19 protein-coding genes and 1 pseudogene are annotated in these 25723 nt (G+C 66.4%); 6 read left to right on the top strand and 14 right to left on the bottom strand.

The window, feature by feature from the left end; genetic code table 11:
* The first annotated feature begins 2 nt into the window (after nt 1-2).
* From MJQ72_RS19085 to MJQ72_RS19080, 3 genes and pseudogenes are all read left to right on the top strand, one after another.
* Nucleotides 3-854 (top strand): SAM-dependent methyltransferase, encoded by an 852-nt coding sequence (locus tag MJQ72_RS19085; protein ID WP_240600715.1) that lies wholly within the window; start codon nt 3-5, stop codon nt 852-854.
* Between the two features lie 189 nt (nt 855-1043).
* Nucleotides 1044-1421, top strand: a pseudogene (locus tag MJQ72_RS44830) (GGDEF domain-containing protein); the annotation flags it as partial.
* Entirely contained in the window at nt 1393-2772 is a 1380-nt protein-coding gene (locus tag MJQ72_RS19080; protein WP_315860879.1) for an EAL domain-containing protein, read from the top strand. The pseudogene MJQ72_RS44830 and the gene MJQ72_RS19080, both read left to right, overlap by 29 nt.
* 19 nt (nt 2773-2791) lie before the next feature.
* Here MJQ72_RS19080 and MJQ72_RS19075 read toward each other — a convergent pair whose 3' ends face one another.
* Complete coding sequence (locus MJQ72_RS19075) at nt 2792-2926, bottom strand: SAM-dependent methyltransferase (protein ID WP_240600714.1); 135 nt, start codon at nt 2924-2926, stop codon at nt 2792-2794.
* Between the two features lie 57 nt (nt 2927-2983).
* Between MJQ72_RS19075 and MJQ72_RS19070 the strand changes: the two genes are divergently transcribed.
* Nucleotides 2984-3388 (top strand): hypothetical protein, encoded by a 405-nt coding sequence (locus MJQ72_RS19070; protein WP_240600713.1) that lies wholly within the window; start codon nt 2984-2986, stop codon nt 3386-3388.
* A gap of 197 nt (nt 3389-3585) precedes the next feature.
* Nucleotides 3586-4242, top strand: a complete 657-nt coding sequence (gene phoU, locus MJQ72_RS19065) for a phosphate signaling complex protein PhoU (protein ID WP_240600712.1) — start codon at nt 3586-3588, stop codon at nt 4240-4242.
* Nucleotides 4243-4572: 330 nt separating this feature from the next.
* Here phoU and MJQ72_RS19060 read toward each other — a convergent pair whose 3' ends face one another.
* From MJQ72_RS19060 to MJQ72_RS19005, 12 genes are all read right to left on the bottom strand, one after another.
* Nucleotides 4573-4755 carry a hypothetical protein gene (locus MJQ72_RS19060; protein ID WP_240600711.1) on the bottom strand — a complete coding sequence of 61 codons (183 nt, stop codon included), beginning with the start codon at nt 4753-4755 and terminating at the stop codon, nt 4573-4575.
* A 194-nt stretch (nt 4756-4949) separates the two neighbouring features.
* Nucleotides 4950-6689: an ABC transporter ATP-binding protein gene (locus tag MJQ72_RS19055; protein WP_240600710.1), complete on the bottom strand. Its 1740-nt coding sequence runs from the start codon at nt 6687-6689 to the stop codon at nt 4950-4952.
* An 8-nt stretch (nt 6690-6697) separates the two neighbouring features.
* Nucleotides 6698-8347, bottom strand: coding sequence for an ABC transporter ATP-binding protein (locus MJQ72_RS19050; protein ID WP_240600709.1), 1650 nt, complete (start codon nt 8345-8347; stop codon nt 6698-6700).
* Nucleotides 8348-8415: 68 nt separating this feature from the next.
* The gene (locus MJQ72_RS19045; protein WP_240600708.1) at nt 8416-8562 is read right to left on the bottom strand and encodes a SapB/AmfS family lanthipeptide; all 147 of its coding nucleotides are present in this window, start codon (nt 8560-8562) and stop codon (nt 8416-8418) included.
* Nucleotides 8563-8582: 20 nt separating this feature from the next.
* Nucleotides 8583-9527 carry a lanthionine synthetase C family protein gene (locus MJQ72_RS19040; protein WP_240600707.1) on the bottom strand — a complete coding sequence of 315 codons (945 nt, stop codon included), beginning with the start codon at nt 9525-9527 and terminating at the stop codon, nt 8583-8585.
* Complete coding sequence (gene lanKC / locus MJQ72_RS19035; RefSeq protein ID WP_240600706.1) at nt 9524-11356, bottom strand: class III lanthionine synthetase LanKC; 1833 nt, start codon at nt 11354-11356, stop codon at nt 9524-9526. Before lanKC ends, MJQ72_RS19040 begins: the two co-directional genes overlap by 4 nt.
* Nucleotides 11357-11687: 331 nt before the next feature.
* Complete coding sequence (locus MJQ72_RS19030) at nt 11688-12092, bottom strand: hypothetical protein (protein ID WP_240600705.1); 405 nt, start codon at nt 12090-12092, stop codon at nt 11688-11690.
* An 816-nt stretch (nt 12093-12908) separates the two neighbouring features.
* Nucleotides 12909-13151: a hypothetical protein gene (locus MJQ72_RS19025; protein ID WP_240600704.1), complete on the bottom strand. Its 243-nt coding sequence runs from the start codon at nt 13149-13151 to the stop codon at nt 12909-12911.
* A 1433-nt stretch (nt 13152-14584) separates the two neighbouring features.
* Entirely contained in the window at nt 14585-14941 is a 357-nt protein-coding gene (locus tag MJQ72_RS19020) for an ACT domain-containing protein (RefSeq protein ID WP_240600703.1), read from the bottom strand.
* A 499-nt stretch (nt 14942-15440) separates the two neighbouring features.
* Nucleotides 15441-16043 carry an ADP-ribosyltransferase gene (locus MJQ72_RS19015; RefSeq protein ID WP_240600702.1) on the bottom strand — a complete coding sequence of 201 codons (603 nt, stop codon included), beginning with the start codon at nt 16041-16043 and terminating at the stop codon, nt 15441-15443.
* A 42-nt stretch (nt 16044-16085) separates the two neighbouring features.
* A complete protein-coding gene (locus tag MJQ72_RS19010; protein WP_240600701.1) occupies nt 16086-17675 on the bottom strand; it encodes a DEAD/DEAH box helicase in 1590 nt (529 codons plus the stop codon).
* A gap of 38 nt (nt 17676-17713) precedes the next feature.
* Nucleotides 17714-18676 (bottom strand): TOTE conflict system archaeo-eukaryotic primase domain-containing protein, encoded by a 963-nt coding sequence (locus tag MJQ72_RS19005; protein ID WP_240600700.1) that lies wholly within the window; start codon nt 18674-18676, stop codon nt 17714-17716.
* A 1216-nt stretch (nt 18677-19892) separates the two neighbouring features.
* Here MJQ72_RS19005 and MJQ72_RS19000 point away from each other — a divergent pair.
* A complete protein-coding gene (locus MJQ72_RS19000; protein WP_240600699.1) occupies nt 19893-20828 on the top strand; it encodes an ABC transporter substrate-binding protein in 936 nt (311 codons plus the stop codon).
* 446 nt (nt 20829-21274) lie between these two features.
* Here MJQ72_RS19000 and MJQ72_RS18995 read toward each other — a convergent pair whose 3' ends face one another.
* Nucleotides 21275-25717 carry a caspase, EACC1-associated type gene (locus tag MJQ72_RS18995; RefSeq protein WP_240600698.1) on the bottom strand — a complete coding sequence of 1481 codons (4443 nt, stop codon included), beginning with the start codon at nt 25715-25717 and terminating at the stop codon, nt 21275-21277.
* Between the last annotated feature and the right edge of the window lie 6 nt (nt 25718-25723).

The following is a 25723-nucleotide window of genomic DNA, read 5'->3' as shown; positions in this document are numbered from 1 at the left end:
AGATGACGCGGTCCGAATACCTGGCGCCGAGTTCGGTCCCGGTCGGCGTTGATCCCACCCGCGCCAGCATCGCCCGGGTGTATGACGCCGCACTCGGCGGCAAGGACAACTACGAGATCGACAGGCTGGTCTTGCGGCAGGTCGCCACGAAGGCCCCCGAAGTCGCCGACCTGGCCTGGTCGAACCGCAACTTCCTGACCCGGGCCGTGCGATTCCTGACCCAGCAGGCGAAGATCAAGCAGTTCCTCGACTGCGGTTCCGGTTTGCCGACCGCGGAGAACACCCACCAGATCGCGCAACGGGTCGACTCCGACACCCAGGTGGTCTATGTCGACAATGACCCGGTGGTCATCGCGCACGGCCGCGCGATCCTCGCCGAGAACGCGAACACCTACTTCGTCGCCGAGGACATCTTCCAGCCCAAGCAGGTCCTGAACAACGAGGTGGTCCGCCAGAACCTCGACTTCACCCAGCCGCTGGCGTTGCTCCAAGTCGGCACCCTGCACCACTACGTCGCCGACAACGGTGCCGACCTGATGCGCGAGTACATCGCCGCGCTGCCCAGCGGCTCCTTCGTGGTCATCGCCCACTTCTTCGACCCCGAAACCGCCGAGCTGAGCGACCTGGCCCGCAAAATGGAGGATCTGTTCATCCACAGCCCGATGGGGTCCGGCATGTTCCGGACGGAACGGCAAATCCTGGAGTTCGTGGACGGGCTTGAGATCATGCCGTCAGGGCCGGGCAAAGAACCCAAGCTCGAACTCTGCGACTACTGGTGGCCGGACGGACCGAAGCTGACACCGCTCAACCAGGTCGAACGGTGCATCGCCGCCGTCGTCGCACGCAAACCCTGAGCCGCTACCCAACCCGACCGGTCTCCACACGACCACCCTCGCCTACGCTGTGATGTCACGCACATAACAGTAAGGTAACGGAATCGATTCTCTGGTCGCGCCGGGTTTTGGCTTCCGGAAACGAATTCACGTATAACGTTCCGGGCTCGGTCAGGTGAAATCCGGGACAGGGCGGGTGAATATCTGCCGGTGAACGCTGATGTGAGCGAAATCGGCTTCGCGTTTCAACCGTTGTACAGCCTGCACTCCAGTGCGGCGGTCGCGGTCGAAGCGTTGGCGCGACCACCCTCGGGCAGGATCACGGACCTGCTCGCGGCGGCCTCCCGGGACGACCGTCTGGTCGAGCTCGACGTCGCTCTCGCGGCCCGCGCGGTGCTGGAGGAATCCCGGCATCAGACGCTGCTTCCGCTCCATCTCAACCTCACCGCGCTGACCGCCGCCGCAGCGCCGGTGGCAATCGCGCCGTTGCTCTCGGCCATCGCCGAGGCCGGGCGCCGGAACCGGGAGATCGTGCTGGAAGTCGGCGCGTTCCACGGCGATGTCGGCTACGTACCGCTGCTGGCCGGGTTGCGCCGGTTACGGGAGATGGGGTTCCGGCTGGCCGCGGACGGTCTCGGCATGCGCGAACCTCTCCCTGAGCGTACTCGCCGAGGCACAGTTCGATCTCTTCAAGTTGGATCGCACGACCTTGCGGCGGCTACCGACAGATCCGGCGCGGATGGCGCTCGTGGACGCACTTTCCCAGTTCGCGGCCCGGATCGGCTCGCGGCTGGCGGCGACCGGGGTCGAATCGGAGGCCGAGCTGGCCGCGGTGCGGCAAGCGGGGATCCGGATCGCACAAGGAAACCTGTTCGCGCCGGCGCGACGGCAGATCGCTTTGAGCACGACAGCATTGGCTGTTCCTGCCACTGCGGACCATCCTCGATCCGCCGGATTCGCACGCGCGGCGGAGTTGCGCGTCGAGGATTTCCTGCAGCCCGCATCGACGTTGCCAGACACCGCGACGTGTGAGGATGTCCGGGCCGCGCTGCTCGCCCATGACGCCCCCAGCGGCGTCGTCGGGCTGACCCCACAGTTGCGTCCACAATGGATGGCCGACCGCGGCCGGTTCCTCTCGGCCTTCACCGGCCCGTTCGGGTATGCGCTGCATGCGAAGAAACCCGCTTCCCGGCTCGCCGATCCCCCGCGCGTGATCCCGGTCGGTGCGGGAGCCCGGGAAATGCTGGAACTGTTCGCCGACGCGGCCTGGGACCGCTGCGGCGACGAGGTCATCGTCGTCGATGGATCCGGTCGCCGCCTGGGCGTGGTGCTGGTCGCCGAACTCGTGCGCGGTGTCGCCGACGCCAAGATCGAGGAAGCGACCATGCTCAACCCGCTCGCCCGGCTGCCCGGCAGCGACGTAGTGGCCAGAGAGGTCGACCGGCGGATCGCGGACGGTCAGGCACACGTGGTCGCCTGGGTGGACATCGACGGATTCAAGAAGATCAACGACACCGCCGGTTTCGCCGCGGGTGACGATCTCATCCGCGAGCTGGGACGTGTTCTGTCAGGTTTGAGGGCCGGGCTGCGCGACGTCACGATCAGCAACCTCGGCGGCGACGACTTCCTCCTCGCCTGCGGCATCGGCGAGATCACGACGATCGCCGACGCGCTCCTGAACACCCCATGGTCAGCGGACGGACTGCCGGCCACGCTCTCACTCGCGACCCTGATCTGTGAGAAGTCCTCGACACAGTCCTATCGGGACGCTTCCCGGCGGCTGGCGCCGCTGAAGAAACACGCGAAAAGCATTCGCGGGGCCAGTTGGGTCAACGGTTGGCCCGGCGCCGACCGAGCCGAGGTCCTCCACCCACGACAAGGCCGCCACGCGCTGCCCGAACCACGGCCACACGTCCCTTGCCCCGCGCTCGCGGGCTGAGCCGGCTAGCTCAATACAGCTAGGCCTTGCGGCCGAGGCCCGCGTAGACGTCGTCCGGTTCCACGTGGCAGATGCCCAATTCGGGGCGCCACAGCGGTGCGCTCACCACGCCGGGCTCGACCAGCTCCAGCCCGTCGAATATTCTCCCTCCCACTCCACCTTCACCAGGGCAGCGCACGTGCCCCATGTTTGTCCTCTTAGGATCTGATGTATGTCAGCGAAATGCGGAGTCGGCGCTCGGCGGTATACCGCCCACACCTCGGTGTTCGCCTACAACGCCGCCCATCCGGACGCGCCGATGCCGCTGAGCTCCGACGCCCGCAACACACTTCGCAGCTTCACCTGCGCCGGCGCCGGGCTGGTGGACGACCTGATCGCCAGCGAGAAGCGGCACACCCTGGACTTCCTGCCCGGCGGCGCGCCGGAACCAGGCGAACCGGACCAGGCCGGCACGGTTGTCGCGTCCCGCTGGGGAAACCCGCCCTACCTCGTCCTCGCCGAACAAGTGCCGCTGCGGCAAGCCTGGAAAATCATCACCGCCCACTGGCCCGCCAAGCTATCGTCCGCCGTCGAGGCACTGCGTTCCCTCGCCGACGAGCCCTCCTCCGAAGCCTGATCGTCGGTCAACCAGTGAGGACGCCGCCCGCGGCACGGAGCGTGACGGGCGTCCCCGCGCAGCAGCGTGGTCGCGTCGGAATTCTCGGCTTGACCTGCACATGGCGTGCGGGAGGCTGACGCGGCGTCACCGACACCTCATCCGCCCGTTCGCCACGCGCCCGGGCCGTGTCGGTGATCAGGCAATAGGCTCCTCGCATGCGCGAGAGTTTTCACGGCGAATTGACCAAGCTCGGCGAGCAGTTGACGCACATGTGCCGCTTGGCGGCGGAATCGATGCGCCAGGCCAGCAAAGCGTTGCTGACCGCCGACCTGACGCTGGCCGAGCGGGTGCTCGACGCCGACGCCGACCTCGACCAGGCTCGCGCGGATTGCGAGACCCAAGCTCAGGCCCTTCTGGCGTTGCAAGCGCCGGTAGCCGGTGACCTGCGGACCATTCTGGCCGCGGTCTACTGTGCCGAGAAGATCGAGCGCATGGGCGACCTTGCCGCCCATGTCGCCGACACGGCTCGCTTCACCCACCCCGCCCACGCTGTTCCCGCCGAACTGGAACCCCTGTTCACGGACATGAGCACCATCGCGGCCGGCATGGCCGACCGGCTCGCCGAACGCATCACCAGCGAAGCCGCAGGCGGGTTCGCCGAGCTGGACGAGACCGACCAGGCCGTCGACACCCTGCACGCCCGGGTCCTTGGCCTGATCACCGGACGGCAGTGGCAGCACGGCGTCCAACCCGCCACCAGCCTCGCGCTGCTGGCAAGGTTCTACGAACGGTTCGCCGATCAGGCCGTCTCGGTCGCCAAACGACTGGAGTTCGCCGAAACCGGCGAACTCCCACCCAAACCAGGAGCATGATCGCCGACACGACAGAGCAGACAGGGACTATGTAGTCCCACGTTCCTGGTCGTGTCGCTCATCCAACTCAGCGATCAGCTGTCGTGCCTCCTGCCGCAGCAGGGCCTCTCGCTCGGGGGCACCGCATTCCTCGACGCGGCCCGGACGCAGCACGAGCGCGACTGCCAGCCCCGTTCCACTCAAACCCGCCATCAACACCACGCCCCAGAGGAATGGCGACATCGCGCCACCTCCCTAAGGCCGACCGTCGCCTCGACTATATCCCCGCGCCGGGACCAACGCGCCGAGTTAGCACAGGTCCACGTTCACGCCCGCATCATCGTTGCGGCCTCACCCTCCCCGCGTCTTGGCGGCGACGCCCCGGCGGGGCCGCAGCGCCTCGGTGACCGCGCGGGCGACACGGTGGGTGAGCTCGGGATCGGCGAGATCCGGCAGCATCCGGTCCACCGGAGTGAGCCCCGCCAAGGCCTGGGCGCAGGCACGGGTGAGCGTCGAGATGCTCCAGTAGGTCACCGGCCAGGCCGCCGATCGCGGTGTCCCGCATCGCGTAGATCAGGCCGGGCAACGCGAGCAGATCGACGACGGCGTCGACACCCTCGACGGCACCCTGCGCCTGCGCAGCTACACCGACGCCACCGCCAACGAAGCCAAACAAATGCCCGGCGTCATCACCGTCCACAACAACCTCACCTACCTCGTCGACGACCTCACCACGCACGGACTCTGACGCCCTCCGGTCGCGGTGTCCCGACATTGTCCGGCCTCGCGAGAGCATCAGGGTGCCAATGGCCGAGGAGTTCGCGATAAAGCGGAGAGGTCCTGACCAGGGTGTCATGATCGCCGATGGTCGCGCCGGTGCCGTCCAGCACAAGAACCCGCCGGGCGCGCAGTGCCGAGCTGATCCGGTGCGCGATCACGACAAGGGTGCCGCCACGCTCGGCGAAGGCATTCTCGGCGCGTCGCTCCGCAGCCGGATCGAGGTGGCAGGTGGCTTCGTCGAGCACGGCGACGGGTGCGGGCGACAGGTAGGCACGGACCAAGGCGATGAGCTGGCCCTCTCCGGCGGAGAGACCGGCCGGCGTGAGTTCGGCTTCCAATCCGCCCAGCCTTGCCATCACGTGGTCCGCGCCCACGGCGGTGACCGCGAGGTCCACTTCGGACCGGGTTGCGTCGGGCCGGAGGTAGGTCAGGTTGGCCAGTACCGTGCCAGTGAAGACGTAGGCTTCCTGCGGGATCAGGACCCGGGCGTCGGCCAGCCGTCCGGCCGGAAGCGCGTCGACCGGCACCCCGCCCAGCTCGATCACGCCGACGCTGGGCCGAAGCAGCCCGCACAACAGGCCGACCAGGGTGGACTTGCCGATCCCGCTCGGGCCCACGACAGCGAGGTGTTCCCCCTCGGGGACGCACAGGTAGAGGTCGTTCAGCACGGGTTCGGCGCCTGGGCCGTAGGCGAAGGTCAGTCCCCGGACGACCACGTCGTAACCGTTGAGCGCGGGGCTTGGCGGTGGGCCGGCGGACAGCGGTGGCGGGCCAGCGTCGAGGATGCGGCCGAGCGTGATGACGAAGCGAAGGCCCGTTCCTCCCAGGCCGGACATCAGCTCCCGCAAGGCCGGCTGAAGCCCGATCAGGACATACGTGAGACCACCCATGATCTCGCCTGTGGTCAGGCCACGGCCTGCCAGCCAAGGCCCGGCGATCAGCACGGCCAGCAGCGGCACCCAGCCGCCGAGAGCGAAGCACAGGGTACGCAGCGCGTCCACTCTGGCGAGCGCTCGTGCAGCGGAGGCCTGCCGCTCGATCGGCTCGGCCACCATGGCCGAGGCATGTTCTTCGGCCCCGCTGGCGACCACGTCCCTGGTGCCGCTGAGGGCGAGAGCCGCAGCGGCGGCCAGCCGTTCGTCGGCGATCACCGCATCGCGCTGCCGGTCGGCGGCAAGCCCGAGTGTGGCCACGAACGCGGCGCAGCCGAGGAGGAACGGAGGCGCGATCAGCACAATCAGGATGGGCGCGACCGAAAGCAGGCCGATGACCACACCGGCGACCGTGACGGCGAAACCGCGCAGCACGACGAGTAGTCCGGCGTAGGTGTCCCGGACGATCTCGACCTGGCGGGTCAGCCGCGCCAGCGCACCACGGTCGGGCTTGCCGGCCACGGCGGTCAGCAGGGCCCCGCCGACCACCCGACGGGCCAGGTCGTCCCGGAGGGGTTCGACCAGATCGCCCAGGCAGCGGAAGACGTGGCGGGAGCCGATCGCACCGATTCCCCCTGCCACCAGCAGACCTGCCAGCCAGGCGAGACCGACAGCCGGGCGTCCGGCCAGGAATCCGTCGTCGACGGCGCGAGCGAGCGCCACGCCGGAGATCATCGCGGGCGCCACCTCCGGAACCGACCAGGCCAGGAGCCTGAGCAAGGGCCGTCGGCGCAGGGCGGCAAACGCGAATCGCACCTCTCTCTTCATCCGAAAACCCCTTGGTAGGCCGCCTGTTCCCACAGTTCTTCGTGGCTGCCGACGGCCCGGACCCGGCCGTCTTCCAGCCACACCACCAGATCGGCCCTCGCGGCCATGCTCACGCGATGGGTGACGACGAGCCGCGTGCGCCGGCCGTGATCCTCGGCGAGCGTCCGGCTGATCTGCATCTCGGTCACCATGTCCAGACTGGACGTCGCATCGTCGAGGACGAGCAGCCGCTCGGCGGGCCACGCACGAGCCAAGCCGAGCCGCTGCGCCTCACCGCCGGACATCGGCGCCTCGGCCAAAGGCGTGTGATAGCCGTCAGGAAGCCGGGTGACGAAGTCATCCGCGTGCGTCGCCCGAGCGGCTTCCCGGATCCTGTCCGGATCGGCGCCTACGCCGATCGCGTCCCCGACCGTAGCGCCGACCAGCACCGGACGCTCGAAGGCACAGCCGACCGCCTTTCGCAGCACCTCATGGCTGAGTTCGGCCAGGGGCACGCCGTCGAGCAATACCTGCCCGTTTTCCGGGTCGCGCAACCTCGCGGCCAGTTCGGCTAGCACGGATTTACCCGCGCCGGAGCGGCCGACCACCGCGACCGAGGTGCCCCCGGGCACGACCAGGTCGACGTCCTCCACCAGCGTCGTATCCCCGGCGAACGCGCTCACGGCCCGGAATTCCACCTTCCCCGGACCGTCCGGCAGGGTCAGCCCGCCGTATTCGACAGGGGAAACAGCAAGAACCTCACCTGCCCGTCCAGCACCGGCTCTGGCCCTGGCCAACCGGCCGAACACCCCGGTGAGGCCGCCGAGACCGGCTCCCATGACCGCGTACTGGCTCGCCGCGAACATCTCGCCCGGGCTGATCCGGCCGGCCAGGAGCGCGAACCCGCCCGCGGTCAGTACGGCTGCGATGACCAGCGGCCCGACCACCGCGGCCTGGGCGACCGAGCGCGACAGCACCAGCCAGCTTCGACGCCCCTGTTCGTGCAAGGCGGGCAGGGCTTCGAGAACCCGGCACTGTTCCCGCTCGACGGTGCCCGCCGCCGCGATGGTCCTCGCGCCTGACAAAGACTCCGAAAGTCTGGCGGCGATGCGTCCCAACGCCCGTGAGTAGGCGATGACGACTTCGGTGGTGTGCTTGGTGAACGCCCACAGCACCAGCCCGACGAGGGTGACTCCAGCGAGGAAAGCCACCGCGAGCCAAGGATCGATGAAGGCCAGGAGAAACAGGCTGCCCACCGGAGGGAGTAGGGACAGGCCCGCGGTGACGACACTCGGCCCGGCTTCCGCGGCGTCCACGGCGTTGCCGGAGACCCGGCTGACCAGGTCGCCTCCGTCGAACCGGCGGGAGCGTTCCAGGCCGATGGCGAACACATGCCGGACGAGCCGGTCACGCAGCCATGCGGTGGTGCTCGCGACACACATGTCGTCGGCGTACGCGCCGATCAAGTCGGCGAGGACACCGGCCGCGATCAGCCCGGCCGCGATCGCGAACCACCTACCGCTGCCGGATCCGGCGAAAATCGCGTCCACCGCATTCCCGAACACGACCGGGCGGGCCAACGCGACCAAGGTGCCCACGAGGCCCGGCAAGCCGATCAGCGGCAGCCAACCGCCGCTGCGACGGACCACTGCGGTGAACGGCCTCACGTACACTCCTTCATGAGTCGGGGTCCCGGACGAGCAGCAATCGTCCGGGACCCCGACTCGTCGTCAAATCAGTGGCAGATCGTCACGGACAGGCCGCTCGGGCCGCCACAGGCGGCAACGCTCAGGCCGCTCGGGCAACTGTGGCCGCTGTTGCTGCTGCCACCGCCAGCGGTCGACAAAGGGGTTTCCATGCCCTGCAGGTCGAAGACCGACATTTTCTTCTCCTGGTTTGGTGTTACTGGCCCGCTCCGGTTGGCGCGGGGGTCTGTGGGGTGGCCTTCCTGGCAGGCGAAAGCAACGGGATCGTGACCGGCCGGTCGTGCAGTGCGGCGCCGAGCGCGAGCAACACGCCCGCGGTGCCCGTGGCCAGATCCATCGAAAGCCGGAGCATTTCGTTTCCGGGGAAGGCCAGCCCGCCGACATAAGGGAGCGCGTGCCAGGCGAGGTTGCGGATCTGCGTGGCCATCTCGGGATCGGCGACCGGAGAGGCGGATCGACGAGCGCGGTAGTAGAGGATCCCGGCTCGGCCGTTGAACAACCCGGGCAGGATGTACATTTTCGAGCGCGCGGCGAGCTCGATCCCACGGGAGGCTTCGGCGAACTGGTCGTCGTGCCGCCTGGCCAGGTATTCGTCGAGGACCAGGCCGATGCCGGTGCTGCCGGTTCCCAGGTAGGGCATGCTGCGCCAGCCCTCATTGACTTCCAGAGAGCCATTGCCGCGGACAACGCAGCGGCGCAGGTCCTGTCGCAGCGCTACCGCTGCCCGGTCGAGAAAACCGGAGTCGCCGGTGTCGTCGTAGGCGCGCAGAAGCAGAAGAGCCTGACCTGACCGGCCCCGCATCAGTCCGGCGTACGGAAGCTCGCCACCACTGACCACCGGGGCCTCGTCGTCCGGCTCGTCCCCGAGTTGTTCCGCGACGAGTCCTGAAGCGCGCAACCCGGCCGCGCGCAACTCCGACTCGCCGGACTCCTCCGCGAAATGCAACAGGTTCAGCCCGATCCCGGCGAGACCGCCACCGAGATCCGGCCCTAACGTTTCCCAGTTCTCCCGCAGGGCGATGTCCAAGACGTCGAGTGCGTCCTGTCGGTAACCAAGGCTTCCCAGGGCGAAAGCCGCCCCGTGCAGGCCGTCGAACAAGCCGGGCCGGGTACCGGACCGCGGCTCCGTCGCCTTGGTCACCAGCCAGTCCTCGAGCTGCGGGAGACGTCCGCCCCCGGTAACCGAGATGGCGAAAAGCACACCGGCTGCCCCGTACGCCAAGCCGAGGCCGCCCAGGTCGAACTGTTCGATGTCGCCGGGGAACAGGCGGTCTTCGCGGTCCGGCGTGGCACTGGCGACGATGGCCCGGACAAGGCGCTCGCGCAGACGGGCCATTCGGCCGGATCGGGTTCGATGCGGGGGCTCGGAAGATGCGGGGTGCCCGGCGGTACGATCACGTCGACGGCCTTGGCAAGAAAATCTCGCTCGACCGGGAAATGCTCGGCGATGATCCCAGCGAATTCCCGCGCCTTGACCCGATGCAGGCCGAGCAGATTGGTCATGGGCAGGAACAACGCCAAGCGCATACAGGCCAACGAGTAGTGGTCGATGGCGAAGCCCGTGTTGCCCCGTGGCGCGAAGAAACCGGGATTGCCGAGCGCGGGACGGGTCGCTTCTTCGACCGGGGATGCCACTTCGTAGTCCAGCAACGCGATGGTGTCGTCCGCCCGGACAACGACGTTGAACAAGTGCAGATCGCCGTACACCACGCCCCGTTCGTGCACCGCGGCCAGTATCGATTCCAAGTGTTCTTGGATACGAGTCGCCCATTCGGCGTACTTACGGTAGTCGGCAGGCCCGGCGGACGGATCGATCAACGGGTAGCGCAGGGTGATCGCCTTGCCGAGTACATCACCGTCGACGAAGTCCATGACCAGGAACCGGTGTTCCCCGAGCCAGAACAGGTCGTGCGCCTTCGGCACACCGGGAATCCCAGCGAGCCGCCGCAGAATCTCGTACTCACGCTCGACCCGGCGCACCGCGTCCTGCCCCTGGGCGTCGAGTCCCGCGTGCGGACGGCCCTCCTTGAGCACCACCTCGGCGCCAGTACGCTTGTCGTGGCCGACATATATCCCGCCGCCATTGGAAAAGTGCAGGACACGTTCGATAGTGTAAGGCAAGCCGGTGACGGTGACCTCGTTGCGCGCGGCGAGGTGCGGCACAAGGAAGTCCGGCAACGTCACCCATGGCGGCAAGTGGAAAACAGGATCCCGATGGTCCGGCACCAGCTTCCCGTCACCATCGGCGATGGCCGCTACGACCCGCCCGGCGTCGTTCACGGTGTACTGATTGGCGAACGCACCGTAACGCACGAACAACGGCCCCTTGCGCCAGCGCAGATCGCTGAGGATGTACGGATTCGGCTCACCATCGAGAAGCTCACCCAGCTCCTCCAAGATGGATTCGCATATGCCGTCGTCCGCCGGGTAGATGGTGACGAGCTTGCCGCTGTACCCGCGCTCGGCGTACTTGGCGACCCGTGCGGTCAACGCGTTGGGCGAGCGCAAGAACTTGAACTCGATCTTCCGTGGCACGCAGTAGTCCCACACCGCCTCGAGTACACGTTCGGCATTGCCCTGGGTCGCCGACGCGTGGATCTTCCAGCCCTGAGTGGGTAACCCGCCGATCTGCGGGTCGATGACGAACCAGTCGTCCTGCTCGGAGCGCCGCCAGCCGTCAGGAAGCTCACGCTCGGCGACCCGGAAGGACACACCGGCCGTGGCCTCGGAGTGCATCGCGTCGTAGAACGACGGGTCCGCCATGAGGAACGCCTGATATCTCTCGTCCATGCCGTCTCGATTCGGTAGCGGATTCATTCTCACGTTCAGTGGAATAGACCTCTGCCGGCTCGCCTGTCTTCGCAGCGGCCGTCGGGCTGACCGGGATGAGTTGCTGTCGACCTCTGGATCAATCCGGCCGAACCCAAAGTCACTGCGGCAGCGCGCGAATGTATATGCTCGCGAGGACACACTTCAGACGGCTGAACGACTGAATCAACAATTTGCCCGGTTCGCCGACCGTGGCGAACCGATTCCAAGCCTCGCGACCGCCTTCCGATGACATGCCCACTTTACTTCGTCTCTCCACAGTGGACAAACGAGCTGTCATCAGAGCACACCTCCACGGGAGAGACACGAGCTGACTTTTCATCATATGTCTCGCCACGCTTCTTGGGAGGGGCCAGGCATGGCCACAACACGTCACCGTCACGATTGCGCCAGAGAGCCACAAGTCTCGACAGCCGTGTGATGCGCTGCCTTGAACGTAGCGTGCCGTTCGCTCGGTCAGCCCAGTCCGTCCTCAGCAGTCCGGCACCACGTACAGTGTCGACGCCTCGCCGCCGTGCATGGCGATGAGGCTGGTCCGGCAGGCGAAGACCACTTCTCGGTTCGCGACGGTGTCCGGTGGGACGCCACAGCCGTCGCAATAGATCTCGACCGAGCCCGGGGCGGTCTCGTCGACCTCGACGTGGACCGTGCGGTCGCAGCGGCGGCACCAGCGGTGTCCGGTGACGACCAGCACGTGCAACGGATCGGAGACGCACTGGTGTGCCCAGCATCGGTGCACGTAGCAGGTGGTGCGCACATGTGCGCTCAGCCCGTGTTCCTCGGCCACGTCCTCCGCGGCGAGGATCGCGGCCAGCCGCCGGTCGGCGATCCCGCTGTAGCGTTCCCTGCGACCGGTCGCCGACGGGGCCAGGGCCACGTCATCCGGCGAGACCAGCCGGAGATGGGCTCGCGAAGGCGATGAAGCACTTGGCACCATGCGGGTCTCGACCTTTCGGGCTCCACTGAAAGCCCTATCAGGTTGCCTCTGTTCCGCCAGGACGACACCCGTACAAGTACCTGTATTCATACCTGACGCATGCCGGCGTCGAAGACGCACCGCTCGCGGTGGCCCAAATCAGGGCTTTCAGGTCGCGAATGTCATGCCGGGGTGACGCCTTGGGGTTTGCGCGCTGGGCTCGTCGTGATCGCCCAGCACGTGTGTGCTCTGCCGCCAAACGGTGCAGCGCGCAGAGACGGCGCCGGCTCCACCCCCGGATGTGTTCGACCTTCGGCGACGTGCCCATCGCGCAAGCCGGGTGTCGTGTCGGCGCGCGCGCCGTTCCGGTCCACACTGCCGCCCGACAAGCCCGTCGGGACGCTGTTCGACGGCAAGCACCCCAACTGGATCCGGCGGGCAAGGGCCTCTGATTGATCCCCGATAAAGCCCCGTCTCCCCGGTCAGGAGGTGCGCCTTACCCGCGTGCACACGGGCTCTCCAGAAGCGGCCAGTCTCGTTTACCGCCTGGCCCCCAGCGGGACGTGAAGACCCGATCGTCGGTCTCCTCCTGGCCCCCGGTGTCGACCGCCGCCGCGTTCCTGGTCTTCCGCGCGGTCCCCAAAACAGCCCCTGGCAGCGCGAACCCAGCCACCGCCTGACCGGCCCGGTCACTCGGAAAGACCCGCTGAGGAACGCCTTCCTCGCGGTGGGTATGAGGAAGGCGTCCCTCAGTTCGGTCGCGCGGGTTGTCCGCGCTCAGTACTTCTTGGCGTAGACCTGCACAGAGTCGAGCGGGAAGCCCTGCGCGTTCAAGTACATGCGGAAACAGTAGCCGGGCTGTGCGCTCTCGCTGATCGTCTGGACCGTGTTGCCCGTGATCGTGCCGCTCCAGTCCTTGAGCTTGGTGCCGTTGGCGGTGCTGTCGCTGCAGCTGCCGCTACGCGGCCGGTACAGGGTGATCTTCGCTTCACCCAGCCCGTTCGTGTTGCTGTTGGTCACTGCGGCATAGGCCCTGTAGGTCGTGTAGTTATACGTAACACCTACCGTCAGCCCACCGCCGGAACACGACTTCGTCACCGAGATCGGTGCTCCGGATCCGCGACAGCCAGCCGCGCTGGCCTGGGTCGCGCCACCGACGACGAAGAGTGTGCTGAGGGCCAGCGCCGCTGATACGGACGCGATCAACTTCCTGATTCCCGACAGTAAAGCTCCCCTGCGTCCTTCCGAACAAAGTACGACCAAGCCACCGTAAGCTGGCAATGACCGGCCTGGTGTCCGGTGAACACCGGACACCAGGCCGCGCTGGCGGTCAGGACTCAGCAGGCTGGACCTCCGGGTTCTCCCGCGCCGTGCACACGCTGGGAGATGCTGTCGCCACGCATGCTGTGTCGCCGTACAGAGCGTCGGCGATGTCCACTGTCGGCTTCTGGTAGTGATAACGATCAGCCGCGAGTTGCGCCGGAGCTCCAGCAGCGAAACGCGTGGGCCCCGACAAAGGCTGAATCGCGCCACAAGCCGCGGAGCTCAACAGGTTTCACAGGCTTACCCCGCCTCCGCTGTGTCGCCTGCCATGTGCATGGGTTCTGGCACTCGACAGCCAAGTCCGACGGGTGACCGGAACGTTGTCATGACACCTGGCCACGACCGCAGGAGGAGGTGGGCCGACGATGCTGGTCCGGTGATGTCGCAGGGGATTCCCGGACGCGCCAGCCAGGTAACCGCTATCCGACAACTGCAGCAGCACGTCGCGGCACTCACAACGCCGGAGAACCCGAGACAGGCTTACTGGCCTGGGTTGACCGCTACCAGCGCGACCAGGAATTGACCGTCCAGATCGATGAAAATCGACGAGGCCCAGCCGAGCTGGTGCGCGATTCGAACGTCACCGAGCTGTCAGCGTGAGACCGCTCCGCGAGCACGGCGTGATCGGCATCGGGGTCCTCATACCGGGCCTCGATGTCGCCGCCGTGCCCACCGGCTGGCGCTGTGATGGCTACCTGCAATCCCGTGCTCCTGGTAGTAGGCGCCAACATGCTCCTGCTGGCACCACTCGGATTCGTCGAACACGCGATCACCCGGCGGATCGGCCTCCGGGTCGAAGACGGAGTCGCCGAAGCACTGAACGGGGCCTCCGGCAGCCCGCACCCGAAGGACGCCGAACGGATCCGTACCCGGCTCATGCGGCGACTCGGCAGCCCAGCCCGCCCTCGATTTCGTGGGAGATCAGCGACTCACCCCGGCACCCGTTCGCGTTCTTCATGGACGGACCTAGAAGACGCATCGCGGTCGTCATCAGGCACGCCCCGTTCCCGCTCGACACGGCGACACTCAGGCGCATGATGACCGAGGCCCGGATGTACCCACCTTGAATGCCGCCGGACCCCCGTCGTTCGATGAGCGGAACTATGTCTGCAAGAGCTTCGAGGACTTCGTCAGCCAGCTTCAGCACGTCGTGTCGGTGCAAGCCAGTGACGGCCCGGTGACCTGCGCGGCGGGCCCGGGTGGGCAGATCGACGAACTCGTGGACGTCGGCCCGGAACGACCCGCACGTCCTTGCCTCCGCCCAATTTGGTCACCGCGGCGATGTCCGCCGCTGTCGCACCGGCCGGCGCGCTCAGGAGGAACCCGTCGACCACACCATCCGGCACGGCAAAGACCTGCATGGACACGATGTCGTACCGGTGCGCCGCCAATGCGGCCGCCACCGCCGCCAGGCGCCCGGGCACATCGCGCACCGTGGCGCGGAGCCGCCACGCCACTCCTGGCAGCGGCGCGTGTTCGTCCGCCACGACCGGGTCACCTTCGCTCGTGGACGGTGGGTCCACCATCGCCGCCAAGCAGCGGTGGCGATCAGGAGCACACCCAGCGCGAACAGCACGACCGGCCCGACGCTGTTGAGCGACAACATGCCGACGAACAGGTGGGCGACACCCGCGGCGATGAACACAGCCGCGAGCTCGATCAGCTCGCGAGTTAGCGAGGTCCTCGCCCCTTTGCGGCCTTCGACCGCACCTCCGATTCGCTCATGCGGACAAGCTTCTGCCGGCTCCTTTACCTCCGGCTTCCCCGCCTGTCACGATTCAGTTAACGAGAGAGCGCCACCGGCGCGTTAGAGACATCGCAGGCGAAGCCTGATCCAGACCGCGTAGGCGATGACATCCCAGGGGGCCATAATCAGCTTCGAGCACAGCGACTGGCCCCAGCGAGCGAAAGGCATCCACCGGTTCGACACATCCTCAGTTTGGCCACGCCACCAAGCGAGGATGTCAGCACAGTCGTCATCCAGGCCTAGCGCCAGGGCTTGTAGTGCGGGTTGTCCTTGCAGTCGTTCATGATCTCCGTCTTGGTGATCTTGTCGACCGGGCACACGCCGATGATGTACTGCCGGGTAATCCCTCCGGGGAAGGCGACCTCGACCTGGTCGGCCCACCTGTGGGTGTCCCCGATGGTCATGTTGACGTCGACTCCGCCGGGAGCGTCGATGTAGTAGTTGTATCCGGACTTGTACCACGTCTTGTAGAGGTCGTGGTCGTAGGTCGTGCTGACGTACGGGGAGGACTGGTTGACAAGAACGTACTTCTCGATGTCGTACTGGCCGTTGATGACGTCCCTGGGGAGGAATCCCTGCTCGAAGACGACGGAGGGCCCGCGGCTGTCGGAGCGATAGAGGGTGCCGCAGGTCTTGCGCCAGACGGGTTCCGGGGTGATCCGGCCGACGTCGACGCGGCGGTCCGCGGCTGCTTTGACCGGGTCGTCGAATTGGGGGCAGAAGGGTTTGGCCGCTTGAGCAGCGATAGCGGTCGCTGAGAGCGCGGCGGCGGATACCGTGAGGACGGCGGCGAGGGACAAGACGACAGCTGCGGCCCGGCTGCGCAGAAGGGTTCTCATCATGACAAGGACGCTAGGGCGCCTGCGGCGGCAGCCCGACAACCATCACCCGGACGAGGCCGGGGACCCACACGTCAGGGGATGACTCCGGTGCGCCAAAGCCAGAAGTAACCTGGACGCTATTGCCCTGCGCGACGCTGTCACGGAGGACAGAACCGGCCGGTAAACGTCGCCTCGCCTTGTCCCGCAGGTCCCCATACAAGCTTGCACGCGGCGCCGGTGGCGGTTCTCCGGGTCCAGGTCGGTGTGCGTCAGGCGCGGTGTCATGCCCGATCGGCGAGGATCCGGGAAGCCGAGACTGACGCAGTCAGGTGCACGTTTAGCCAGTGAAGATGCCAGGACACCGGTGTTGACGTCGTGGTAGTCGTGGACTTCGGCGGTGGTCTTGCCAGGATGAACTCGCAGGATCCGGCCCGCGTATTGGACCAGGCGTCCCATGAACGCGATCGGCACGGCGAGGAACAGGGTGTCCAGTACAGGGCAGTCGAATCCCGCACCGACGAAGGGTCCGGTTGCCACGACCAGCAGCGGCGCCCCTTCGCCGGGAGTGTGGAGTCGAGCAAGGGCCTCACGGCGGGCGGTGGAGGTCATGCCGCCACGTAACACGACCGCGTCGAGGGACCGTTGCCGGAACTGGTCAGCGAACCGTTCGACGTGTGCTGTCCACTGGGTGAGCAGCAGGCAATTCCTGCCGCGGTTCAGCGCGGCGATCACGTCCTCGATGATCTGGGTGAGGCGGGCGTCGTCTGCGACGAGGTCACGGTAGATGGCTGCCGTGCCGCCGGGCTTTGTCGAGTCCGCGTCACCGAGGTGGCGGTAGGCAGTGTCGTGGAGGTGGAGGTCGGGCGTCGGGTACTGGGCGGGCTTTTCGAATTGGAGTTGGGGTTCGCTGTCGCCGCCTGGTGGGGTGGATTGGGTGATGGTGTGTCGGACCGGGCCGAGTTGGAGCGCGATCAAGTCGTCGAGTTTGTCGCGACGGTAGGGCGTTGCGGTGAGCCCGAGCCAGCGGCGGGCTGGGATCTGCTTGACGGCATGCTCGAACGCCGCGGCGGGGATGTGATGGCACTCGTCCACGACAACCAGCCCATAGCCGCTGGTAACCTGCTCGACGTCAGTTTCGCGGGCCAGGCTTTGCAGCATCGCGACATCGACTATCCCACGGATTTTGCGCCGACCGCCGCCGAGTTGGCCGGCCTTGACACCCAAGAGGTCGCTGATGCGGGTGCGCCACTGGTCGGCGAGGGCCTTGCGGTCGACGAGGGCCTTGCGGTCGACGAGCACGAGTGTGGAGGTCGCGTGGGTGGCGATCACCGCGCAGGCGGTCACGGTCTTACCCGCGCCTGGCGGCGCGACAAGCACACCGATGTCATGGTCGCGCACATCGTCCACGGCGCTCTGCTGCTCGCGAGTCAGGGTGGCGGTGAACGTGAAGTCCCTTGCCTCGCCGGTTTGCCGTTCGTCGGTGACCTCAAGGCGGCTACCTGCCTGCTCGACCAGTGACACCACCGTGTCCTGCAGGCCCCGCGGCAGGATGAGCCCGCCGTCCAGAGTTTCGTCGTAGCAACGAAGGAACCTCGACGTGTCCCATGTGGACATTAGGAGCCGCTGGCGCTCGTAGAACAGCGGGTTCGTCATCGATGCCGCGTGCTTCAACGTCGCGTGCGACGCCGGGGTCAGCTCGCCCGATTCCAGCGGATTCCGGAGTTGAGCCTGGCACGCACGCTGGGCGACGCGGTGGCCCTGATCCGAGTGGAGACGGCCGCGCCGATCTTGTCGATGCCGGCGCCGACCGTGACCCGGCCGGCGCGGCGGGCGACCCGGTTGGCTTCGGCCGGGCTCATCCGGCCGAGCAAGGACAGGTACGCCCATTGGTCATCGTGGGGTTCCATCGTGGCCAGATCGAGGAACACCATCGCCCCGTCCTGACGAGCCTTGCCGTGTAGTGGTGCGGCGATCAGATTGCCCACACCGCCCGCCGGTAACACGTCCTGTGAGGGGAACAGCCGGTCATAGCTGGCCAGGTCCATCCTGCGCGCGGCTTCGGCGGGCACGGGCGCGATGAAGAACACCCACGCATGCGCCCCCACCCCCGAACGCGATACCTCCAATGCCGCCGGCACCGACCACGCTCTGGCGGCCTTCAGGTAAGCCAGTGCGTCCAGCATCGCCATCGGCCCGTCGAAGTCAGCGGCCAGCCACCAGCACAGATCGCCGTCCAACAGCGGATACAGCCCGACATGCACCTCACCGGTCAGATGCGCACGAAGTACATCCTTGCTTAGAGGCAGGTAGTCGCGGTCCTCATGGCGGATGCCCTTGCGCCATCCGCCACGCACTGACGGCAACCATCCCGCTTTACCGACACGAACGTTCTCCCACCGCGTGGCGTAGATGTGAGTGCGAGCGGCGAACAAGGCCGCACTTCCCGTGGTCGCCCGGGGCGAAGAAGTCTGCAGGACCGATTGCGAGGGATGCCAGATGCCGAGATTCGCAGAGTTCGACGCGTCCATGCTCCGGCGGACGAGCACGGTGGAACGTCTGCCGTAGATGGCGCCGACGGTAGTGCTGTTCCAGGTCGCCGTGACCGGTTTGGTGAACGTCGCGGCGACCGCGCCCCGGAAGCGGCGACTGCTCATTTGCGCCAGCGGGAGTGACCTGGTGCTGGCGGCCCGACCCGGTCAGCAAGGGCCCGAGATCCTTGTCGTGGACAACCTCAAGGAGGCCAAGGCGGCGGCCAGCGGAGACCGCGGGCTGAACTCTTCGCCTAGCATGTGGTGACCTAGTGCTCTAGCTGCACTTCGTGATTGATGGTGCGTCTTGGCTGACAGTGGGCTTGTTGAGCCCGGTGGCGGTGGCGAGACGGTCCAACGGGGTGGTGATAGGCGTGCCAGGAGATGCTTGGCCTCGCCCAATGTGGCTGGGATGAGGCCGCTACCAGGGGTTTGGGGCAATCGCGGCGGCGACGGCGAGGTAAGTGTGGACGAGCATGGCCAGGGCGACATGCCGGCATCAGGCGTCGTAGCAGCGGAACTAGTACCGATCCAGGGCCGACGTCGGCCTTGGCGGCCTGGAAGCAGTCCTCGATCGCCCAGCGTGCCCCTGCCACCTTGATCAGATCCTGGACATCCGGCTTTCCACTGCGGCTTCGTCACGGCTACGCCGTAGTCCTTCACCGTGACCTCCCAGTCCAGGCATTCGATACCCGACCAGAAGTGTGGGTGCGCACCGCGTACCAGCCCAGATCCACCGGGTTCGAGCTGGCGGCCCATGAAGCGGCGTAACAACACCGTTTCCTCGCGCCTCGTGGCGCACCGAACTTTGAGCCAGGGCCAAAAATAACTGACCATTGACCATCATGAGGCAGACCGAAATTCGCAGCCTGGCCGAACTGATCGCTGCTATGCCATGATTCTGTCGAGCCTTACTGTGGCGGCACATGCCCGTCGCGCCAAGGTCACACGTGAACCGAAGTTCCCTTCGTGCACAACTTGACGGTTTATTGCATGCAGACGTCGACTATGGTCGACGTCTTTCGTTCTGATGTCAGTCAGCGACAGCCTCACCCGGAGGACTCAGTCCTCCATTAGTACTGCGACCACGCGAAGGCAAGCGGTTTTTCGCTTCAGGTGACACGAGTGCAGTTGATGTGCCCGAACGTGTCTCCCTAGGTGCTGCAGGCAATGTCTGCGCATATCATTGACAGAACGCATCAGCGTCGAAGTATACGCGCCAATCATGGCCCCTGTCATTTGACGCCCAAGTTGCCAGGAGTTGCATTTGCCTCGATTCATTGTAGAGCGAGGCCGACCGCACCAGGTAAAGTATGCGATCAGAATCACCACTGTCGTTCTGATGTTGACCACACTGGTCGGCTGCACTTCTCTGGATGACCGATCTAAAACTGCCGGCCATAACCTTCCAGAGAGAGACAGAATCAAGGTAGCAGCACTCAATACCGTCGACTTCATACCACTGCGCCTGGCTCAAGAGCGCGGATACTTCAAGGCCGAGGGACTTGAAGTCGACGTTGTCGATGTCGACAACGATCGGGCATCGACGAGCGAACTCGTCAATGGTGATGTCGACGTGGCCCTGTCTTCATATCTACAACTATTTGCCGCAAGAAACAACGATTCTGCTGACATTAAGATCATCGCGGGAAACTCTTTCGCCAGCGCTCGAAGTAATGTTGTGGCAACGGCGCCCGACTCTCGGGTCAAGTCGATAAATGACCTTGCCGGCAAGAGAATCGCAATCGCCGAACCGGGAACCGCTTCTCATTTGCTCACCATTTCGACCATGATGGATCGTCGTGTCGCTGTCGATAAGGTGAAATGGGTGCCAACACCATCAACGGACGTCGCAGCCGCCCTTGCGTCTGGCGATGTCGACGCCGCCTATTTGACCGAACCATACCTAATTCAGGCTTCCAAGCGCGTGGGTGCAATATCAGTCGCCGACATCTCGACCGGCTCCACGCAGAACTTTCCCTTGACCGGTTTCGGAACGCTTGGCAAATTTGCGAGGAGTAACCCGAGGGCGATTGCGGCGTTTCAACGCGCACTAGCTAAAGCTGTGCGCGACACCGCCAATCGTTCCACGATCGAACGCCTTCTGGTCAAGTATTCCAAGCTTGACAAGGACACCGCCTCACTCGCCATTCTTCCTGAGTTCGAGTCCATGCTCGACGCCCGAAGGCAGCAGCGCGTACCCGATCTCCTCTTACGGACCGGAGTAATCGCCGCGAGGTTTGACGCGGCGCCAATGCTCGTTCCACAGGTCGGATGACGCCCAACCCCCGCGACGGCCCGAATGACGTCGCCCACGTTCCAGCAGTAGTAGTCGTGACACCAGGCCCGATCGACGACGCCATGGCAGCGGCGGCGACCAGTGCCAGATGTGGTCGGCGGTGTCGGCGGCACACAGCACGAGTTTGGCGAACAGGCGTCGGGTCGACATCAGGTAGCGTGAATCCGATCACGCCTGTTCATCTACCTCGATTCCGTTTTTATGACAAGGAATCGTGATACGGCGATCCAGGCCTCACGGCATTTACACAGTTCTTCGCTGACGTCGTGCCGCGCTTGCACTACCAGGCTCAGGAATTGGCAATGCAGCGGTGTCCAGATCCATTTCGCCCTTGACATCCGATCAGGTAGGAAGTGCTCGAAGCGTTCTTGCCTGGACAGAGACCAGAAGGGAAGCGGCGGGATCTGTCAGGAGATGGCTGGCCGTCAAGGGCACGTGGGCCGGTAGGGCATTCCCGGGATGTAGCGGGGCCATGCCGTCTCGTCGAGGCCGGTTCCCGTTATGGCGCAGGCGCTTTCGGCCGCGTGGTCCTGGAGCGTCACGACGTCGGCGGTGTCCCAGAGGACTGCCTTGCTGTCGAATCCGATAGTTGCGAGCCTGGTGCCATCCGGAGAGAACGCGACCTCGCGCGCCGCATGGGTGGGTATCGGTACCGGGGCACCGAGGTCATGTGCGGCAGCGCGATCGGTCACGTCCCACAGGATGAGGGTTTTCGTGAGATTCGTCGTCGCGAGGAGCCTGCCGTTCGGCGAGAAGGCCATGCCGAGCACACTCACAGTGCTGCTGAGCGAGCTGGCGTTGCCGTTCGGTTCGCCCGGACCGGCCAACGGTTGCCCGAGCCGGACCGGTTCGCCACGAGACAAATCCCAGAGGATGATCCGGCCGTCCGCACGCCCGGTCGCGAGGGTCCGGCCGTCCGGGCTGAAAGCCACAGCCGTGACGTTGGTGGCGTCGCCCGCGACAACGCGCCTCGGTTCTTGTACCGGCCGCGCGGGGTCCGCCACATCCCACAGCGTGACTTCGCCGTCGAAGTCGTAGATGTTGCTGATCGCCAGCTTCTTGCTGTCCATGGTGAACTTGGCGACCAGCACGATGATGGCGGGCAGATCCTCGGCGCGCTTGACCGGATGCCCCGGATCCGACACATCCCAGAGGATCGACCGTTTCTCGTCCCCGGTGATGAGCATCGCGTTGTTCGGGGAGAAGAACGCCGGATTGCCGCTGTCCGGCAAGGTGAGCCCGCGGACAGGCCTGGCGGCATCCGAGACGTCCCACAACGTCGTCTTGCCGTCACCGCCGGCGGCGAGCATGCGCCCATCGGGCGAGAGCTGAGCGAAGTTCCCGGATATGGCGTGGGTTCGTGTCACGGCCCGCGCCGGATCGGTGAGATCGGCAACCGAGACCGTACCGCTGGTTCCGCCACTGACGACTGTGTCTCCTGCCAGCCGGAATGCGATCGAGTCGGTGTTTCCGGCGATGGCTCCGGTCTGGCGGAGACGTCCGGCTGCGGCGAGATGCCACAGGAGGGCGGACTTGTCGTCACTGCCGGTGACCAAGGCTCTGCCGTCCGGCGCGAAGGCCAGTGACAGGACATAGTCGGTGTGGCCGGTCAGGGAGTTTCCGGTTCGCTTCGGTGTGGCGGGATCGGCGATGTCCCACAACGTTGTGGTGCCGTCGAAGGCGCCTGTCGCGACCAAGGTGCTGTCCGGGGAAAACGCGACCGCGGCATTGTTCCCGTTCAGGGGCGCGCCGATCCGCGCGGGTTCAGCGGGCCGACTCAGGTCCCAGAGCACAAACGCGTTCTGGTTCTTCGATTTCGGATCCTTGTCGTGCGTCGCGAGGAGGGATTTCCCCGGTGAGAACGCGATGGGTGAACGAGCCGCGAGCGGCGCGCCCACCTGGCGCGGCCTGGCCGGGTCGCCGATGTCCCACAGCGTCACCGCCTTGTCGTTGCCGGCGGCGATCGTCGCACTGTCGTGCGAGATGGCCACTGAGTCGATGCCACCGTCCGCTGTGGAGCCGATCCGGCTCACCTGCACGGGACGGGCAGGTGAGGACATGTTCCACACAGTGATCGTTTGGCGTCCAGCGGCGACCAGCGTGCGACCATCCGGCGAGTACGCCGCGGCGTAGACGTCCGTGCGTTCGCCGGCGTCCAGTGATCCACGCCGGACAGGCTTCGCGGGATCGGACACCTCCCAGACGGTCACGAGCTGGTCGTCGTCGCCGGGAGTGACGAGGAACCGGCCATCGGGCGAGAAGACCATGAACTCGACCCTGTCGGAGTCGATGAGGATGTCGGAGCCAGTCCGACGCGGCAGGCCGGTTGCCGGCAGCGTCCACAACGTGATCGTGCCTTGGGGTTTGGTCTTCGGCCCCGCGGAGGTAGTCGGTCCGCTCCCAGCCTGTGCCTTGGCGGCGCCCCCGGCGTCGGGCGACGAGGGTTCGTCCGGCACGCGAGTCGTGCTGGCGGTCGCGAGAAGTCCGGTCCGCGAGACGGCCACCAGCTTGACGCCATCGCTGAAGCCGTTCAGCGTTCCCGCGTACGAGGTTCCGGCGAGCGTGCCCACCAGGCTCGCGCGTGTCTGGGAGTCGGAGTGGATCTTCTCCGCCGCGATGCCGAGCTGCAGCGCGAGCCGCGGGTCGCCGGCGCGGGCGGCTTCGGCCTGTGAAAGGAGCAGCCGGGCGGTGGCGACATGTTGCTGTTCCTCCGCCGCGGCACGCTGCTCGACCGCGGCCCGGGTCTGCTGCCCCGCCAGGATCGACGCCACCACGGCGACGGTAGCCAGTAGCGCCAGGCCTGCCGTGAGCAGCCGGAGCCGACGGTTCTGCTTGCGCTCCCGGAGCCGCTGTCTCTCGCCTTCCGCTTCTCGCACTCGGCGGCCGGCCGAGCTGGCGTCCAGGAACTCCCGTTCGAGCGCGGTCAGCCCGTGTTCGTTGTCCCGGGATTCCCGCCACAGATCCGCTTCGGCCAAAGCACGCCCGCGATACAGTCCACCGGCGTCCCGCTCCAGGCGTTCCCACAGCTCGGCCGCGTCGTTGATCTGCTGGTGAACGACAAGATCAGCGCTGTCGCGCTCGATCCATTGCCGGAAGCGCGGCCAGGCCCGCAACAGGGATTCGTGGGTGAGGGTGGCGGTTTCCGCGTCCACCGTGATCAACCGGTCCCGGGCGAACACATCGAGAACTTTTCGAACCACGTCCACTTCGGACTCGGAACCGGCGGCGAGCAGTTCCCCGCGCGGCACGGCGCGACGCGTGGGCTCGGCGCCGGTGCTCACCCGGACCATCCGCAACAACGCCCGCCGCGCGACCTTCTGCGATTCGGGGGCGAGCGCGCCGTAGGTCGCTTCGGCCCGCCTGCTGACCGACTCCCAGATGCCACCGCTGGCTTCGTAGCCGGCGAGTGTGAGCGTGACACCCGCTCGCCGCTGCCAGGTAGCCAGAAGGGCATAGGAAAGAAGGGGAAGCACCCCGCCCGCGTCGAACTCCGCGTGGCCGGCGCGCAGGTCGCGAAGCACGACATCGGCAAGCCCGGTTTCGAGCTCGAGGCCGGCCGCGCGAGCGGGCTTCTCGATGACCGTCCGGAGCTCGGCATCGGTCATCGGCGAGACCAGGAAAGCATTGTCGCGCAACGCCGGCACCAGGTCCGGATGCGCCATGCACTGCGCGTAGAAATCGGCCCGGACACCGAGAACGACGCGGGTGCCCTCGTCGGCAGCGGCGCAGAGAGCCCGGATGAACCCGGTCTGCTCGTCCTCGTCGCGGCAGGCCGTGAACACCTCCTCGAACTGATCGACCACCAGAACCGCCTGGCCCTCGTCGGCGGGCGGCTGTTGTTCCGCGAGTGTGGCGAGTGGATGTTCTCCCGGGGTGAACACGCGAGAGGTCCATCGTGAGGAGCCTGGCAGTGCGCCGGACTCGAGTGCGGGAAGCAACCCGGCGTGCAGGAGGGACGATTTCCCCGACCCGGACGGTCCGATCACCACGACCGGTCCCTGCAAGGCCGGCTCGCCGAGATGCCGGACCAACTCGGCGATCGCGTTGTCACGGCCGAAGAAGTAACGGGAGTCCTGCGGCCCGTAGCGGTCCATACCGCGGTACGGACAATCCACGTCCGCGGGCGGCTCGGTCCGCACCTCAACGGAGCGCCCTGCGCCAGCGGCGGCGTTGGGCGCCAGCAGCAACCGCCCGGATGTGTCGCTGACGTGCTGACGCGGGCGGGGCAACCCGTCGGCCGACAAGGTCCGATCGAGCCAGTCGTAGGCATCGAGCAGGCTCAACCATTCGCCGCGCGTCGGGTCGCCGGTAGTGAGCAGCTTCAGCAAGCGTCCTGTGAAAGCAGTGTAGCTCTCCTCCGGCAGCGCGAGAGCCGCCTCGTCACGCGCCGCGGACGTCAGGACATGAGTCCCCCGGACCGCGGCCACGGCAAACGCGTCTGACACGGCCGTCCCATACGCACCTCCGGCGCGGCCCGAGAAACAACAGTCGAGCACGACGACGATCGACCTGGCACGGCACCGCATCAGCGCATCGCGCACGGCCGAATAAGGCAAAGCCTTGTACGCCAAGCCTTCGACCAGATCGTCGGTCGCGTATGTGGCCAGATACAACTCGCCATTGCCCGGACCCACCAGCCCGTGCCCTACGTAGTAGACGAACAGCACACTCTCCGCCGCGTTCGCGGCCGCCGTGATCGCGCTGCCCAGCTCCTGCGGATGCGCCGGATCGTGCACCAGGCGCAGAGCCGCCGGGTCCACCCCGCAACGATCGATCAGCACCTCCGCAAGCGCGTCCACCGATCGCCGTACCGCCTGGACCGAGGAGAGAGAGGACCCTTCGGCGTGATTGCCGTTGCCGATCAACACGACCTG

This window comes from Amycolatopsis sp. EV170708-02-1 (assembly GCF_022479115.1).
Taxonomy (GTDB): domain Bacteria; phylum Actinomycetota; class Actinomycetes; order Mycobacteriales; family Pseudonocardiaceae; genus Amycolatopsis.
The sequence above is the reverse complement of the archived record's forward strand: the minus strand, read 5'-3'. Positions and strand labels throughout refer to the sequence as shown.